General features: G+C 68.3%; 20 protein-coding genes, 1 tRNA gene and 1 pseudogene. 2 read left to right on the forward strand and 20 right to left on the reverse strand.

Annotated elements, in window-relative coordinates; all coding sequences use genetic code 11:
* Positions 1-55: 55 nt before the first annotated feature.
* The 17 genes from ACZ50N_RS23920 to ACZ50N_RS24000 all read right to left on the reverse strand — a co-directional run bounded on the left by ACZ50N_RS23920 (position 56) and on the right by ACZ50N_RS24000 (position 7,418).
* Positions 56-874, reverse strand: a complete 819-nt coding sequence (locus ACZ50N_RS23920; protein WP_464473944.1) for a hypothetical protein — start codon at positions 872-874, stop codon at positions 56-58.
* Positions 871-1,125 carry a hypothetical protein gene (locus ACZ50N_RS23925; protein WP_464473945.1) on the reverse strand — a complete coding sequence of 85 codons (255 nt, stop codon included), beginning with the start codon at positions 1,123-1,125 and terminating at the stop codon, positions 871-873. Before ACZ50N_RS23925 ends, ACZ50N_RS23920 begins: the two co-directional genes overlap by 4 nt.
* Positions 1,125-1,448 (reverse strand): type II toxin-antitoxin system RelB family anti-toxin, encoded by a 324-nt coding sequence (locus ACZ50N_RS23930; RefSeq protein WP_464473946.1) that lies wholly within the window; start codon positions 1,446-1,448, stop codon positions 1,125-1,127. Before ACZ50N_RS23930 ends, ACZ50N_RS23925 begins: the two co-directional genes overlap by 1 nt.
* The gene (locus ACZ50N_RS23935) at positions 1,445-1,663 is read right to left on the reverse strand and encodes a hypothetical protein (RefSeq protein WP_464473947.1); all 219 of its coding nucleotides are present in this window, start codon (positions 1,661-1,663) and stop codon (positions 1,445-1,447) included. The genes ACZ50N_RS23930 and ACZ50N_RS23935 overlap by 4 nt, the downstream gene beginning before the upstream one ends.
* The gene (locus ACZ50N_RS23940; RefSeq protein WP_464473948.1) at positions 1,660-2,283 is read right to left on the reverse strand and encodes a hypothetical protein; all 624 of its coding nucleotides are present in this window, start codon (positions 2,281-2,283) and stop codon (positions 1,660-1,662) included. The genes ACZ50N_RS23935 and ACZ50N_RS23940 overlap by 4 nt, the downstream gene beginning before the upstream one ends.
* Entirely contained in the window at positions 2,280-2,546 is a 267-nt protein-coding gene (locus ACZ50N_RS23945; protein WP_464473949.1) for a hypothetical protein, read from the reverse strand. Before ACZ50N_RS23945 ends, ACZ50N_RS23940 begins: the two co-directional genes overlap by 4 nt.
* 5 nt (positions 2,547-2,551) lie before the next feature.
* A complete protein-coding gene (locus tag ACZ50N_RS23950) occupies positions 2,552-2,809 on the reverse strand; it encodes a hypothetical protein (RefSeq protein WP_464473950.1) in 258 nt (85 codons plus the stop codon).
* Positions 2,802-3,431, reverse strand: a complete 630-nt coding sequence (locus ACZ50N_RS23955; protein ID WP_464473951.1) for a hypothetical protein — start codon at positions 3,429-3,431, stop codon at positions 2,802-2,804. The genes ACZ50N_RS23950 and ACZ50N_RS23955 overlap by 8 nt, the downstream gene beginning before the upstream one ends.
* Positions 3,428-4,567, reverse strand: coding sequence for a DUF6551 family protein (locus tag ACZ50N_RS23960; RefSeq protein WP_464473952.1), 1,140 nt, complete (start codon positions 4,565-4,567; stop codon positions 3,428-3,430). Before ACZ50N_RS23960 ends, ACZ50N_RS23955 begins: the two co-directional genes overlap by 4 nt.
* On the reverse strand, positions 4,564-4,827 hold the full coding sequence (locus ACZ50N_RS23965; protein ID WP_464473953.1) for a hypothetical protein: 264 nt from the start codon (positions 4,825-4,827) through the stop codon (positions 4,564-4,566). Before ACZ50N_RS23965 ends, ACZ50N_RS23960 begins: the two co-directional genes overlap by 4 nt.
* Positions 4,824-5,153: a hypothetical protein gene (locus tag ACZ50N_RS23970; protein WP_464473954.1), complete on the reverse strand. Its 330-nt coding sequence runs from the start codon at positions 5,151-5,153 to the stop codon at positions 4,824-4,826. The genes ACZ50N_RS23965 and ACZ50N_RS23970 overlap by 4 nt, the downstream gene beginning before the upstream one ends.
* Positions 5,150-5,425, reverse strand: a complete 276-nt coding sequence (locus tag ACZ50N_RS23975) for a type II toxin-antitoxin system RelB family anti-toxin (protein ID WP_464473955.1) — start codon at positions 5,423-5,425, stop codon at positions 5,150-5,152. Before ACZ50N_RS23975 ends, ACZ50N_RS23970 begins: the two co-directional genes overlap by 4 nt.
* Positions 5,422-5,565 (reverse strand): hypothetical protein, encoded by a 144-nt coding sequence (locus ACZ50N_RS23980; RefSeq protein WP_464473956.1) that lies wholly within the window; start codon positions 5,563-5,565, stop codon positions 5,422-5,424. The genes ACZ50N_RS23975 and ACZ50N_RS23980 overlap by 4 nt, the downstream gene beginning before the upstream one ends.
* Complete coding sequence (locus ACZ50N_RS23985; protein ID WP_464473957.1) at positions 5,562-5,966, reverse strand: hypothetical protein; 405 nt, start codon at positions 5,964-5,966, stop codon at positions 5,562-5,564. Before ACZ50N_RS23985 ends, ACZ50N_RS23980 begins: the two co-directional genes overlap by 4 nt.
* A gap of 66 nt (positions 5,967-6,032) precedes the next feature.
* Positions 6,033-6,314, reverse strand: coding sequence for a hypothetical protein (locus ACZ50N_RS23990; protein WP_464473958.1), 282 nt, complete (start codon positions 6,312-6,314; stop codon positions 6,033-6,035).
* Positions 6,311-6,496 (reverse strand): hypothetical protein, encoded by a 186-nt coding sequence (locus ACZ50N_RS23995; protein ID WP_464473959.1) that lies wholly within the window; start codon positions 6,494-6,496, stop codon positions 6,311-6,313. The genes ACZ50N_RS23990 and ACZ50N_RS23995 overlap by 4 nt, the downstream gene beginning before the upstream one ends.
* A gap of 697 nt (positions 6,497-7,193) precedes the next feature.
* Positions 7,194-7,418 (reverse strand): helix-turn-helix domain-containing protein, encoded by a 225-nt coding sequence (locus ACZ50N_RS24000; protein WP_464473960.1) that lies wholly within the window; start codon positions 7,416-7,418, stop codon positions 7,194-7,196.
* Between the two features lie 149 nt (positions 7,419-7,567).
* Here ACZ50N_RS24000 and ACZ50N_RS24005 point away from each other — a divergent pair.
* Positions 7,568-7,801 (forward strand): annotated as a pseudogene (locus tag ACZ50N_RS24005) (helix-turn-helix domain-containing protein); the annotation flags it as partial.
* Between the two features lie 34 nt (positions 7,802-7,835).
* Here ACZ50N_RS24005 and ACZ50N_RS24010 read toward each other — a convergent pair.
* Positions 7,836-7,908: transfer RNA gene (locus tag ACZ50N_RS24010), tRNA-Thr, on the reverse strand.
* Positions 7,909-7,959: 51 nt separating this feature from the next.
* Positions 7,960-9,171 carry a DNA polymerase III subunit delta' gene (locus tag ACZ50N_RS24015; protein ID WP_464473961.1) on the reverse strand — a complete coding sequence of 404 codons (1,212 nt, stop codon included), beginning with the start codon at positions 9,169-9,171 and terminating at the stop codon, positions 7,960-7,962.
* 82 nt (positions 9,172-9,253) lie between these two features.
* On the opposite strand from ACZ50N_RS24015, the gene ACZ50N_RS24020 reads away from it, so the two are divergent.
* A complete protein-coding gene (locus ACZ50N_RS24020) occupies positions 9,254-10,858 on the forward strand; it encodes an adenylate/guanylate cyclase domain-containing protein (protein WP_046364505.1) in 1,605 nt (534 codons plus the stop codon).
* A 1-nt stretch (position 10,859) separates the two neighbouring features.
* Here ACZ50N_RS24020 and topA read toward each other — a convergent pair whose 3' ends face one another.
* Complete coding sequence (gene topA, locus ACZ50N_RS24025; protein ID WP_046364506.1) at positions 10,860-13,676, reverse strand: type I DNA topoisomerase; 2,817 nt, start codon at positions 13,674-13,676, stop codon at positions 10,860-10,862.
* Positions 13,677-13,814: the final 138 nt, after the last annotated feature.

Genomic DNA, 13,814 nt, shown 5'->3' on the forward strand with positions numbered 1-13,814 from the left:
GATCGCGCGGCGGCCGGGGCCGGCGGCGGGGATCGCCAGCTCTTCGTGCTCGAGGTCATGCATGCTCGGCCATCCGGACGGACTCGTGCTTGCAGCGGATCGCGCTGTCGACGTCGTCGGGGTGAACGCGCATGTTCGTGCCGGCGCAATCGGGGCACTGCTCGGCGAGCCGCCGGCGGCGTCTGCGGCTGAGGTCGTCGGCGGTGGCGATCGCGACGTCGCGGGCGGCTTCGTCGGCTTGCCAGGCTTCGAAAGCTGTTCGTGCGTTTGCGCATCCGCCACAGTTGCCGCGGGTTCCCTGCGGGTGCTGCTCGCAGAATCGGGATGGCGGTCGGGGTGTGTGTGCGGTGATTGGCTCGCCTGGTGACGTACCCCAGTCACGCACCTGAGTTGGTACTTGGGAGGTACTTGGAGGGTGGGCGGCACCGCCGTGCCGGTCGTGGTGTTGTGGCGGTGCCGGTCGTGGTGTCGTGGGCGTGCCGGTCGTGGAGTTGTTCACAGGCACCGCCATGCCGGTCGTGGGCTCTTTTACCGGCACGGCTGTGCCGGTCGTGGCCCTCTCGGCGGGGGTCGGCAGGAGCCGGTAGACCGCGGCCCGGCCGGCCCGCGAGTTGGCCGGCGCGGTTTGCTCGATCAAACCGAGCTCGCGGCCGCGCTCGAGGGCGTAGCGCACGGCGCGGGTCTGCAGGCCGCAGATCTGGGCAAGCAGCGCCTCACCGGGGTGCGCGTTGGTGCCGTCGCGGTAGTCGGCGAACGTTTCCAGCGCGATCAACACGGTCTTGGCCGCCGCGGTCAGGTCCTGGCAGCCCAAGATGAAACGTGTCCAGTGGCGCCGGGTTTCGGGCGTCATCAGGGTTCGGACATTGTCACTCACGTCGCTGTGACCTCCTGGATCTTCTCAGCGATACGTCGGCAGCGGTACTCGATCTCGCCGCATGACTTCCAGTACTGCAGCGTTGACACCACCGCGTAGATGTCAGGTTCGGCGAGCTCGTCGGTCGATCGGACGGTTCGCCAGGTGACAAACGAGCAGACCGCCAGGCGGTGCTCGCGCGCCTCGACGCGACCCTCTCGGAACAGGGCGAACATGCGGCGCACCAACGGTTTCGGCGCGTTCGGCGCCATCAGCCGACTCCCCGTGTTCGGGGTGTCAACACGAAATGCAGGTCGATGTCGAGCGCGGCGGCGTAGGTGGCCATCGTGCGCAAGTCGTGTCGTCCGCGACGCCCGTTCTCGATCATGGACAGCGAGTGACGGGCGTAGCCGACTCGCTCGGCCATGTCCTCTTGAGAGATCCCGCGATCGCGTCGGATGGCAACGAGCTCGCCCCAGATCTGCTCCCAGACGGGAGCACTGGGTGACTCGGTGGCGCGGGGCAGCGTGTTGATCCCGGCGCGCGCCAGGGCCAGCATGATGTCGCGCACCGCGCCCGCGTAGTCGCCGCTCATCGTGACCCCTGCGGCACTTCGGGACCGAAACCGCGGCGCTGACTGGCGATCGCAGCGAGGCGATCACGGGTCTGGCTGATGATGTCGTCGAGCGCGTCGATCGACCTCTCGTAGGGTCTGGTTCGCAGATCTGGGAATTCGCGGACGCGGCCGACGAACGTTCCTTTGCCGGTCGGCTTGGCGGCGTAGTTGCAGTCCTCGATCGGCGGGATCACGTCGCGCCGCCCTCGATCAGCCTGAGTGAAGGTTTGGGCAGTGTCGGCGGCTTCTCGCCCTTGAGCGGCGTGATGTACGGCGCGGCCCACTGGTAGAGGGCATCCCAGTCCGAGTCGAAATAGCGCTGCAACACCCCGCCCGCGTTCGGTGCTGGCGATGGCTTCCCATTCTCTATCCACTGCTTGTGGTTCTGTTGAATGCGCCAGTCATCGCGGTGGTTTCGGTGCCGCGAGCAGAACGCGTAGGGCACGCCCTCGCCGGTCAGCGGATCGCGGTCGACGCCTCTGACGATGACCCGCTTGCCGCACGGACCCTCGCGCATGACCATCGGCGCCAGGCAGCCTGCGTTGACATCGACCTCTGGCGGTTCATAGCGCGGGATGTCCTTTTGGATTACGCGGCGAATCCAGTAGTTCGGGTTGTGGTGATTCGAAATGTTTGCCACGGCCTGGAACAGGCTGCGGTGCTTGAGACTCTTGCGACCGGCAACCTCACGCTGATGCATTACTGTGAGCACTAGGCACGCGAATAGCTTTGCGTCAGCGTCGAGGTCGGGGTCGCTGCACACGTCGATGAACCGCTGGTGTTCGCGCATCATCGCCTTGAGATCGGTACTCACACCCTCGCCTCGCTCACGACGGCGATGAACCGCTCGAGGTAGTAGGCGAGCGCGCGGACCTCGACGCTGGGTCGTGGGCCGGTCATCGCGCGAATTCTGGCGGCGTGGGCCTGGCTCGGCGTCAGCCGTGTGCCGGTGTAGGCGGCGTGGCAGGGGTAGCAGCGTGGCATGCCGGCGGCCGGCGGGACTTGCTGGCACTCGACACACAGCCGGCGGCGGTAGGCCGCGTGCCGGTGCAGCGGTGCCAGCGCACTAGTCCACATGCCCCTCACTCGGGTTCGCCCTCATCGATGACGTAGCGCCAGTGGGCGCCGCGATTGTTGGTGAGGTGCGGAACGCGCTCCACCCGGCCCAGCAGGCTCAGGGCGAGCAGCTGCGGGTAGACCACGCCTGGGTAGGCGCGCACGGTGCCGCTGAGAGCCGTCTGGACTGCTCGCGTGGTGACGGTGTGGGGGTGGGCCTCGCGCAGGACGTCGAGGATGCGTGCGCGAATCTCCAGTGTCCGGGGTGCCGTCGTGCTAGGCATTGGCGGCCGCCTCGTCAAGCGTGGTGCGTTCCCACATCCGGCCGGCGCCCGGCGCGGAGATGTGGCGGATTGCGAGGACTTGTGCGCGCTCGACGATGCCGGAGTGGACGCGATCGCGGCGGTCCTCGGTGACGCCGAGCGAGTAGCTCGACACGTAAACCGCGAACCAGTCGTGTGCCGGGTCGCCGCCCGGGCCGGGAGTCAGGCCCGGTGTGGGCACCCACCCGCCGCAGTTACAGCCCGGGACGCTGCAAATCTCGCCGCGGCGGCCTTCGGTGACGGTGTCGCGGTCGGCGTAGCGCTCGAGGCGACCGGCCACCATCGGGCAGGCGCGAGAAACGTAGGCCGCGCACTCGGGGTGCATCGGCGGCTCGTCGAACTGCAGCCTCGCCACCTGACGGGGACCGCCGAGCAACACGATCGGCGGCTCGGCGATGCGCTTGCCGCACACCTGGCAGCGGCCCTCGACCCAGCACCGTTGCACCTTGCTCTCATGCTGCGAGCGGAAGTCGACACCGCCGTCCGCCAGATGCACGTTCGCCCAGGGGATTACGACGCCTGCAACCGTCGGGCGTGACTCGCACGTCGCGGGGATCGGCGGGCGCACCGGATCATGGATCATGAGACGGGCTCTAGACCAAGGTCTGCGCGGATGCGGCGGACTGAGCGTTCGGGGATGTTGAGCGCCTGGGCGATGTCGGCGTCGGTGCGGTCTGCCATCGCCATGACGGCGTCAGCGTGGCTGTCGGTCTCCGGGTGCTCGGGCGGTAGACCGTTGGGCACCGCTAGCGGCGGGTGGTTACCCGGGTTGCCGATCTGCGGTAGCTCGCGCGCCGCTGTCGTCGGTGCGGGGGTAGCGGCACGCGCGGCCGGTGCGGAGGAGTCGGCGGTTGAGGATGTGGCCGCGGCCGTCCGTGGAGATTGCGGGGCGCCGCCGTCCTGTTTCGGTTTCGGCAGCACGCCTTTCCAATTGGTGGGCCACGCGAGCCGCCTCCCCGACTTCTGGTTGTACTGGTTGAGGATCGCGACGGCCGAGAGCTTGCCGAGCGATCCGGACATGCCGGAGTCGCGCATGGTGGACGCGTTGACGCGGATTCGCTTCGGCGGCATGTCGCTCAGCGCATCGGTCAGGCGGTCAGCGTCCAGGCGCTCGTCGAACGTGTAGAGCGTCATGGCCATACCTGCGACCAGTGGGGCCTCGAATGCTGCGCGTTGATGGCCCCACGCTGAGGTCAGCACCGTCAGCGTCGATGCGAGCAACTCGAGGCCGCCGGCGCATGCCGCGATCTTTTCGAGCGTGCCGATGCACCACACCGCCCCGTCGGTGCCGGTGAGTTCGGTGATCCGCAGGCCGACTGTGGCGGCGGTGCGCTCGATCGCCACGACCATCGGGTCGTCGGCAGCTCTGCGCGCTTTCCAATGGTCCCAGGTGGTGATCTGCTTGCGTTGCCGATTGAGGCGATCGAACAGCGCGGCCTCGTCGGCCAGAGAGAGGCCGCTATGCACGTTGGCCACCAGACTGGGGGGGGTCTGGAGGAATCGTGCTGCCGCCCAACGGTGTTGACCGTCGAGCACGGCATAGCGCGGGTTGGCATCTTCACCACGGTCGGAGACCTCGAGGATGCCGGCGAGGCGTCGGTCCCATGTGCCGGCCATCTTGCGGGCCCGCGGCACGTCGAGGACCCGCTGATAGGCGGTGTCGGCGAAGATCTCGGCTGGCTGTAGCGCGGCGATATAGACGTCGGCTTCGGTGCTCATCGGATGCGCTCACGGTGGAAGCGGACCGCGCCACGGTCGATGCCGGCGCGCACGGAGGCCACTGTCGGGCCGGACCAGTACTCGAACACGATCGGGGCCGGCGCGATCGCGGCGATGAACGCTCGGGCGGCGCGGGTGGCCCGCCACCTCTCGGGGTACATCTTCGAGGTAGTGGTGTTCTCGCCGTTGCCAGCGCGCACTGTGTACCAGAAATCGCCATCGGCGTTCTCGCGCTGGGTAACGCGGATGGGTCGTCTCATTCCGGTGCTCCTGCTTCGGGGGGCCACATCGCCGCCTCGCGGTTCTGGTACCACTGCTCGGGGTCGTCGAGTAGCGCGTCGATGTCGGCGTCGCCTGTGATGACCTCGGGTGCGGGCGCGACGGGGCCGTACATCGCGGCAGGGCCGTAAACGGTGTCGGAGTAGCCGCAGTCGTCGTCGAGGTGGCGCAGCAGCCCGGCGACGACCATGCATGCTCCCGCGGCGGCGGCCAGCAGGCCGCAGGCGGTGTCGCTGAACCACACGGCGATGTAGGCCGCGACCATCAGCACCGCTGCGAGCCGCCGCAGAGCCGCCCGGGCGGTCATCGCCGCATCCCCTGCGCGAATCGCCTACTGACGCCGTGGAGCCTCCGCGGGAGAGCCGGCGGCATCACGCCGTGCCGGCGCGCGACGGCGATCTCGGCGCCGACGGCGTCGGCGTACCGCAGCAGCGTCTCAAGTCTCGGGGTCTGGTGACCGTTCTCGATTTGCGACACATGCGCCTGCGTCACTTCTGCGGCTTCCGCGACTTCGCGCTGCGTGAGACCGTGGCGCACTCGCATGCGTGTCAGCGCGGCCATGATCTCGGGGCCGGTCATCGGGTCACCTGGACAACGACCGCGGTGTCGCGATCGACGGGTCCGGCCAGGTGCACCGCGCCGAGCGTCGAGGCCGCCGCGACGAGCATCCCGCCGAATCCCGCGAGGATGAGGCGGCGGCGCAGCTGGCGGGGCCTCACCGCCCCACCTCGGTGTCGAGCAGCTCCGCGAGCCGCGATGAATTGCCTACCTCGCGCGGAAAGTCATTCGCGCACTCGCGGATTGCTTCAACGGGATCATCGAGCATCACGTCGACCTCGCCATCCGTGGCGGCCGCGTACAGAGCGGCGATCAGCTCGAGCCACTGGCGCGCCTGGCTCTCGTCAACGATGCGTGCGCCGACCGGATGCGGTGCCCGGACCGCGGCAGCGACCTCGGTGTAGACCGACAGCAACCAGCGCGGTTCCTCGGCCTGCGACAGCCGAATGACGATCGCGACGCCCTGGCCGTCGACCACCGCCTCGAGGAACGGACATTGGTCGGGGCCGGTGAGTCCTTCCCGGATCTCGTAGCGGGCCTGGGTTACCGTGCTGAGTGACATCGGGATTCCTTTCAGCTGTTCCGTTGTCGCGGCGGGTCGTCTGGCGTGACGGCCCGCCTTTCTTCCTCACGCCCCGCAATTTCGAGCGGGGGGGGCTTGTGTATTGGCATCACCGGTCAGCGCGCAGGGGTGGATGCCGTGCAGCTGCGCCAGCGCGCGAATGCTCGCGTCGGGGCGCACCAGGATGCGGTCAGCGATCGCTCGGAAGTTCCGGTCGATTGCCTCGAGGACGGCGTCGGCCAGGTCCCGCAGGTACAGCAGGTCTGACCACGCCTCGCGGTCGTCGTCAGAAAACCGTGCTGAGGGGTCGATGGCGGGCAGCCACTGCCCCGCGGTTGTCACGGTCATCGCGGCCGCACTGTGGCGTCGAGCAGCGCCTGGGCTGCGCGTGCGCCGATCATCGCGGCGATCGCGGGATCGACGAATGGCGCTGCGGCATCGGCGACCATCAGCGAGATCTCGTCGGGGTAGTAACTGAAGTAGTAGCGCCCGGCCGGGGGCGCTGCAGCGGGGGTTACCGCGTCGCTCATCCCGGCCGGGCTGTCACCCGCGGCGGCAGCGGTGGCCGCAGGTGAATCGCCACTGTAAGTCTCGTGAACCTGGTGCCACCCCATAAGCCCAACTCGGTCAGGGTGATTCGCGAGTTCGCGGAACTCGACAACGAAATCGGGCTGCGTACCCGAGCTGATCGTCTCTGCAGTGACGTCACGATCGCCGGCACTGGCGAGTGTCCACACATCGTGCCGGCAGACTTCCCACCAACCTGCGTCAGGGCTGATCGGTGTGGATTGCCAGCGGTAAAGCGCTCGCCAGTGGCCCGGAATTGGGGCAAGCTCTAAGCATTCCCACACGGCATCGCGTTCCGCCGGGCCGAGACGATCGGTCACACGCGGGCTGGCCGAGGCCCCTCGAGGCGTGGGGGCCTCGACCAGCGGCGGCGGGGCAGCAGACTCATTACCGGGAGCGGAGAGCGCCTCGTCCGCCCGGGCCAGTGCGTCGGCGTACACCCGTGATCTCGGACCGTCCGTCGTTGGCCGGCGACGTAAAGGCGAAAGCAGCAGTCTCAGCATCCAGAGCAGCCCGCGGATAGCACCGCCCGAACTCACCGGAAACGCCTCACGTTGGGCAGAGCATCGCGCCACCATCGCGCTGAGTGCGCTGCACGCCAGGCCGGCCCGACAACCATCGCGAGTAGGAGAAGTGTCAGGAGCAACACTGCGGTGCCGCTCACGCGCTAGCTCGCCGGCAGAGAAGGTCAGTTGCGGTGATCCCGAACAAATCGGCCACCAGCTCGAGCTCGCGGACAGTGAACTCGGACTCGCCGAGCATGCGACGGGACATAGCCGATGTCGAGATCTTGAGGTGTTGGGCGATCGCGGCTTGGGTGATGCGTCGCCGGGCTGCCTCAACCCGAATCTCTTCGAGAAGCCCCTCCGTGAGCTGAGAACTCATGCAAGGGATCGTGTCCCACACATGGGATCAGGTCAAGCGCGACGCGCCCATGTGTGGGATTTAGTTTCATTGAGGCGATGTGATGCACTAAGCGGGATCTTCGCCCGTTGAGCGGTTGATTTGCCCGTCTAGCGGGTTATGATCAGCGCATGACGAACGTGATCGAGTTTCCGGTTTCGCCGGCCAGCTCTTGGGCTCGAGTCGCTGCCGAAGTGCGAGCCGCAACCGCGCGAGCCAATCTGGATCAAGCCGCCCTGGCAAAGTTGACCGGCATCACGAAGTCAACGATGAGCCGTCGGTTCAAGCCCCAGCGTGAGCAGGACTCATTTCGAGTCGACGAGCTGGAGCGCATTGCTAGAGCGCTGAATGTCAGCGTTCGCGAGTTCTTCGCCTCAGTGGACGAAGAACCTAATCCTGAGCCGCCTGGGGGAATCGAACCCCCGACCTATTCATTACGAGTGAATCGCTCTACCGACTGAGCTAAGGCGGCCTGGTCGGGCGGGACGAGTCTACGGCAGGGCGTCGCGTGCGCCCAAAACGGTCAGCCGCGCAGGGCCTGGCCCACGGTGGCGACCATCGCGTCGACGGCGAACTTCGGCTTGACGTTGATCGCCAGTGCCTCGCGGCAGTCGAGCACCGCCTCGATGCAGCGCAACAGCGCGGCCGGTGAGGCATGCGCGGCCATCGCAGCCACCTTGTCCGCCATGTCCGGATGGTTGGGCGCGATGTCTTCAGCGCTCGACGCGATCAGCAGCGCATCCCGGAAGTAGGTGGCGAGGTCGATCAGCGCCCGGTCCAACGCATCGCGGGAGGCACGGGTCTGGCGGGACTTCTGCCGTTTCTCCAGGTCCTTGAGGGCGCCCGCCGCCCCGCGCATCGTGCCGGCGGTGCCCTTCCCGGTGCCGCCGGCACCCAGTGCCGTACGCAACTCCTCGGCCTCGGCCTCGTTACGGTCCCCGGTCAGCGCCTTCGCCTCCGCGTCGGCCGTCAGCACCAACTCCTCGGCCGCGGCGTACGCCCGCGACGGCGTCGCCGCCTCCCGCGCCAGACCCAGCGCCCGCTTGCGCCGCTCGCGGGCCTGCTCATCGGTGGCCAGCCTGCGGGCCCGGCCGACGTGGCCGCCGCTCACCGACGCCGCCCACGCCGCGTCGGCCTCCGGCAGCCCGTCCCGCTCCACCAGCACCTTGGCGATCGCGTCGACCCCCGGGGTGACCAGCGCGATGTGCCGGCACCGCGAGCGCAGCGTGATCGCGATGTCCTCGGGGTCCACCGACGGCGCACACAGCAGGAACACCGTCGACGGCGGCGGCTCCTCCACCACCTTGAGCAGCGCGTTGGCCGCGCCCTCGGTCAACCGGTCGGCGTCCTCGATGACCACGATCTGCCAGCGGCCGGTCCCCGGCCGGCGCGACGCGATCTGCACGATCGTGCGCATCGCGTCCACCCCGATCGACAACCCCTCCGGGATGATCCTGCGTACGTCGGCGTGCGTGCCCGCCATCGTGGTGCTGCAGGCCCGGCACTCCCCGCACCCGGGCACACCGTCGGAGGTGCACTGCAGCGCAGCCGCGAAACACAGCGCCGCCACCGACCGTCCCGACCCCGGCGGACCGGTGATCAGCCACGCATGGGTCATCGTGCCCACCTCGGCAGCCCCGCTGTGAGCGGAATCACCACGTGCCGCCCAGGCCGCAGCGGTCAGCTCCGCCTCCACAGCGTCCTGGCCCACCAGACGCGAAAAAACACCCGCCATCGCCGATAACAGTAGTGCTGCGAACCGACACGTCCGTCCCAGAGGCCCCGTACGCGTCAGCATTGCCCGATACGGTGATCTGGTGGCTGCCGAAGCGATCGAGGTGGGGCGAATCCGTGCATTCGTCCGCTGGGTCGCGCGCACCCCCTGGCCGGTGTTCACGCTCGGCATGCTGCAGGCCGACATCATCGGCGCACTGCTGGTGCTCGGCTTCTTGCGGTTCGGGCTCCCCCCGGAGGACCGCATCCAGCTGCAGGACCTGCCGACCTACAACCTGTCGATCTTCCTGGGCTACCTGTTCGTGTCGTTCACCGTGGCGTCGTATCTGACGCTGCGCATGCTGATCCCGGTGATGCGCTGGCAGCGCCGCGACATGTTGCTCGGCGACCGCGACCCCGCCGACACCGAGGTCGCCCGCATGCGGGCGCTGCGCATGCCCTTCTACCGCTCGGTGATCAGCGCGACGAACTGGCTGCTGGGGTCGGTGGTGTTCATCGTGGCCAGCTGGCCGGTGGCCAGCAAGTCCGCCCCCGTCGTCGCCGTCGCGACCGGCCTCGGCGCGACCGCCACCGCGATCATCGGCTACCTGCAGTCCGAACGCGTGCTGCGCCCCGTCGCAGTGGCCGCCCTGCGCGGCGGAGTCCCGGAGAAGTTCCACGCACCCGGCGTCATCCTGCGGCAGGTGCTGACATGGGTGCTGTCCACCGGGGTGCCGCTGGTCGCCATCCTGCTCGCTCTCGTCGCGAGCAAGTTCGAGATCCTGACCGCGCCGGCCGACCGGGTGATCACCACGATCCTGCTGCTGGCGATCGTCGCCCTGGTGATCGGGCTGTCGAGCACCGTGCTGGTGGCTATGTCGATCGCCGACCCGCTGCGGCAGCTGCGCTGGGCGCTGGGCGAGGTACAACGCGGCAACTACAACGCCCACATGCAGATCTACGACGCCAGCGAGCTGGGCCTGCTGCAGGCCGGGTTCAACGACATGGTCCGCGACCTGGCCGAACGGCAGCGGCTGCGCGACCTGTTCGGCCGCTACGTCGGCGAGGACGTCGCCCGCCGCGCGCTCGAGCGCGGCACCGAGCTGGGCGGCCAGGAGCGCGACGTGGCCGTGCTCTTCGTCGACCTGGTCGGCTCGACGAACCTCGCCGCCACCAGGCCGGCAGCCGAGGTGGTGAACCTGCTCAACGACTTCTTCCGCGTCGTCGTCGACACCGTCAACCGGCACGGCGGGTTCGTCAACAAGTTCCAGGGCGACGCCGCGCTGGCCATCTTCGGTGCACCGATCGAACATCCCGACGCGTCCGGAGCCGCTCTGGCCGCCTCCCGCGAGCTGCACGACGAGCTGATCGAGGTGCTGGGCGAGACCGAATTCGGCATCGGAGTGTCGGCCGGGCGGGCGATCGCCGGCCACATCGGCGCCCAGGCACGCTTCGAGTACACCGTGATCGGCGACCCCGTCAACGAAGCGGCGCGCCTCACCGAGCTGGCGAAGCTGGAGAAGGGCCACGTGCTCGCCTCGGCGATCGCGGTCAGCGAGGCCCTGGACTCCGAGGCGCTGTGCTGGGACGTCGGGGAGACGGTGAACCTGCGCGGCCGCACCGCCCCGACGCAGCTGGCCCGGCCCGTGGGACTGGTCACGCCGCCCGAGGTCGAGGTCACCGGCGACGTGTCGAAGTCCTCGCGCTGACTCAGGCCTTCTTGGCAGCCTTCTTCGCCGGCGCTTTCTTGGCGGCCGTCTTCTTGGCCGGAGCCTTCTTCGCCGCAGCCTTCTTCTTCACCGGTCCGCGGGCGCGCCGGTCAGCCAGCAGCTCCGAGGCGCGCTCGTCGGTGATCGACATGACGTCGTCGCCCTTGCGCAGGCTGGCGTTGGTTTCACCGTCGGTGACGTACGGGCCGAAGCGGCCGTCCTTGATCACCATCGGTTTACCCGACGCCGCATCGTTGCCCAGCTCACGCAGCGGAGGTGTCGCCGCGCCCTGGCGGCCGCGGCGTTTCGGCTCCGAGTAGATCTTCAACGCCTCGTCGAGGGTGATGTCGAACATCTGCTCCTCGGTGGCCAACGAGCGAGAGTCCGTGCCGCGCTTGAGGTATGGGCCGTAGCGCCCGTTCTGCGCGGTGATCTCCTCACCGCTGGCCGGGTCGACGCCCACCACACGCGGCAACGACAGCAGCTTCAACGCGTCTTCGAGCGTCACCGTCTCCAGATCCATCGACCGCAGCAGCGATCCGGTGCGCGGCTTCGGACCCGTTGGCTTCTTGCCCTTCTTCGCCGTCGCCCCAGCCTCGCCGTCGTCGGGCGGTTCGGGCAGCACCTCGGTGACGTACGGCCCGTACCGACCGTCCCTGGCCAGGATCTCGTGCCCGGTCTCGGGGTCGACGCCCAGCGATCGACCCTCTTGCGGTGTGGCGAAGAGTTTTTCGGCCAGCTCGAGAGTCAACTCGTCCGGCGTCAGCTCGTCGTTGATGTTGGCGCGCTGCGGCTTGACCTCGCCCGGATTGTCCGGATCGGCCACCATTCGCTCGAGGTACGGGCCGTTGCGGCCGACGCGGACATTGATCGCGCGCCCCTCCGCATCGTCGAACAGCTTGATGGAGTTGACAACTCGCGCGTCGATTTCCTCGAGGTTGCCGCCCACCAGCTTTTTCAGACCGCCGGCCCGGGCGATCGAGCCGTCCACCCCGTGCTCGCCACCGAAGTAGAAGTTGGACAGCCAGTTGGTCCTTCGCTCGTTACCCGCGGCGATCTCGTCGAGCTCGTCTTCCATCGCCGCGGTGAAGTCGTAATCGACCAGACGCGCGAAGTGCTGCTCCAGCAAGCCGATGACAGCGAACGCCACCCAGGACGGCACCAGCGCACTGCCCTTCTTGTGCACGTAGCCGCGGTCCTGGATGGTCTTGATGATCGAGCTGTAGGTCGACGGCCGGCCGATGCCCAGATCTTCGAGCGCCTTGATCAGCGAGGCCTCGGTGTAGCGGGCCGGCGGGCTCGTGGTGTGCCCGTCGGCGGTCAGACCCTTGGCGTCGACGCGCTGGCCCTGCGTCAGGTTCGGCAGTCGACTCTCGGCGTCGTCGGCCTCACCGCCGGCCTGCTCATCGAGGCTCTCCACGTACGCCTTGAGGAAGCCGGCGAACGTGATCGTGCGGCCGCTGGCGTTGAACACGACCTGCTCGCCTGACGAAGCCTGCCCGGCGATGCGCAAGCTCAGCGTGGTGCCGCGTGCGTCGGCCATCTGCGAGGCCACGGTGCGCTGCCAGATCAGCTCGTAGAGCCGGAACTCGTCGGTGTCCAGGGCGGAGTGCAGCTGGCCCGGCGTCGCGAACACGTCACCGGCGGGCCGGATCGCCTCGTGCGCCTCCTGCGCGTTCTTCACCTTGCGGGTGTACTGGCGCGGCGACGGATGCACGTACTCCTCGCCGTAGAGCTGCTGGGCCTGAGTGCGGGCCGCGTTGATGGCCGACTGCGACAGCGTGGTCGAGTCGGTACGCATATAGGTGATGTAGCCGTTCTCGTACAGCCGCTGCGCGATGCTCATCGTGCGCTCGGAGGAGAACCGCAGCTTGCGCCCGGCCTCCTGCTGCAGCGTCGACGTCATGAACGGCGGGTACGGCCGGCGGGTGTAGGGCTTCTGCTCCACCGAAGCCACCTGCAGCTGCGCCCCACGCAAGCCCGAGGCCAGCGCGTTCGCCGCCGACTCGTCGAGGACGAGCACCTCGTCGGGCTTCTTCAGCCCGCCCAGCGAATCGAAGTCACGCCCGGCCGCCACACGCCGCCCGTCGACCGTGTTCAGCTTGGCGGTGAACGTCGGTGGCGTGGCCTGCGCGTCGGAGACGCTGGCGTCGAGCTCGGCGGTGACATCCCAATAGCCGGCGCTGCGGAACGCCATCCGCTCGCGTTCCCGCTGCACGATGATGCGCGTCGCGACCGACTGCACCCGGCCCGCGGAGAGCTTCGGCGCGACCTTCTTCCACAGCACGGGGCTGACTTCGTAGCCGTACAGGCGGTCGAGGATGCGGCGGGTCTCCTGGGCGTCGACCAGCGCGTTGTCCAGATCGCGTGGATCCTCGGCGGCAGCGCGGATCGCAGGCTCGGTGATCTCGTGGAACACCATGCGCTTGACCGGGACGCGCGGCTTGAGCGTTTCGAGCAGGTGCCAGGCGATCGCCTCGCCCTCGCGGTCACCGTCCGTCGCCAGATAGAGCTCGTCGACGCCCTTGAGCAGGTCCTTCAGCTCGGCGACGGTGCTCTTCTTCTCCGGGCTGATGATGTAGAGCGGCTCGAAGTTCTCCTCGACGTTGACCCCGAGACGGGCCCACGGCTCCGATTTGTACTTCGCCGGGACGTCGGCCGCGTTGCGCGGCAGGTCACGGATGTGTCCGCGGGACGACTCGACGATGTAGTTGGACCCGAGATAGCCGGCGATTTTGCGCGCCTTGGTAGGCGACTCGACTATGACGAGCCGCCGCACTCTGCCGTTTCCACCGCGGTCGCGGTCTCCGTCAGCCACCTATCCGGTTCACTGTCTCGACTCCTACTACTTATTCTCTGTGCCGTCGGCAGGCTCGCACATCGTTGCGCCACCCCGCCCCGGCAACGAACAATTTCGCACTCTGCGCGTGCCGACGCAAACCGGCTCCCCGCCGAG

Source organism: Mycolicibacterium obuense, assembly GCF_055397605.1.

Excerpts from the sequence above, each read along its gene's own strand:
- ACZ50N_RS23925 (WP_464473945.1), bottom strand. The coding sequence starts at position 1,125 with ATGGCGCCGAACGCGCCGAAACCGTTGGTGCGCCGCATGTTCGCCCTG.
- ACZ50N_RS23930 (WP_464473946.1), bottom strand. The coding sequence starts at position 1,448 with ATGAGCGGCGACTACGCGGGCGCGGTGCGCGACATCATGCTGGCCCTG.
- ACZ50N_RS23945 (WP_464473949.1), bottom strand. The coding sequence starts at position 2,546 with ATGTGGACTAGTGCGCTGGCACCGCTGCACCGGCACGCGGCCTACCGC.
- ACZ50N_RS23950 (WP_464473950.1), bottom strand. The coding sequence starts at position 2,809 with ATGCCTAGCACGACGGCACCCCGGACACTGGAGATTCGCGCACGCATC.
- ACZ50N_RS23955 (WP_464473951.1), bottom strand. The coding sequence starts at position 3,431 with ATGATCCATGATCCGGTGCGCCCGCCGATCCCCGCGACGTGCGAGTCA.
- ACZ50N_RS23960 (WP_464473952.1), bottom strand. The coding sequence starts at position 4,567 with ATGAGCACCGAAGCCGACGTCTATATCGCCGCGCTACAGCCAGCCGAG.
- ACZ50N_RS23965 (WP_464473953.1), bottom strand. The coding sequence starts at position 4,827 with ATGAGACGACCCATCCGCGTTACCCAGCGCGAGAACGCCGATGGCGAT.
- ACZ50N_RS23970 (WP_464473954.1), bottom strand. The coding sequence starts at position 5,153 with ATGACCGCCCGGGCGGCTCTGCGGCGGCTCGCAGCGGTGCTGATGGTC.
- ACZ50N_RS23975 (WP_464473955.1), bottom strand. The coding sequence starts at position 5,425 with ATGACCGGCCCCGAGATCATGGCCGCGCTGACACGCATGCGAGTGCGC.
- ACZ50N_RS23985 (WP_464473957.1), bottom strand. The coding sequence starts at position 5,966 with ATGTCACTCAGCACGGTAACCCAGGCCCGCTACGAGATCCGGGAAGGA.
- ACZ50N_RS23990 (WP_464473958.1), bottom strand. The coding sequence starts at position 6,314 with ATGACCGTGACAACCGCGGGGCAGTGGCTGCCCGCCATCGACCCCTCA.
- ACZ50N_RS23995 (WP_464473959.1), bottom strand. The coding sequence starts at position 6,496 with ATGAGCGACGCGGTAACCCCCGCTGCAGCGCCCCCGGCCGGGCGCTAC.
- ACZ50N_RS24000 (WP_464473960.1), bottom strand. The coding sequence starts at position 7,418 with ATGAGTTCTCAGCTCACGGAGGGGCTTCTCGAAGAGATTCGGGTTGAG.
- ACZ50N_RS24015 (WP_464473961.1), bottom strand. The coding sequence starts at position 9,171 with ATGGCGGGTGTTTTTTCGCGTCTGGTGGGCCAGGACGCTGTGGAGGCG.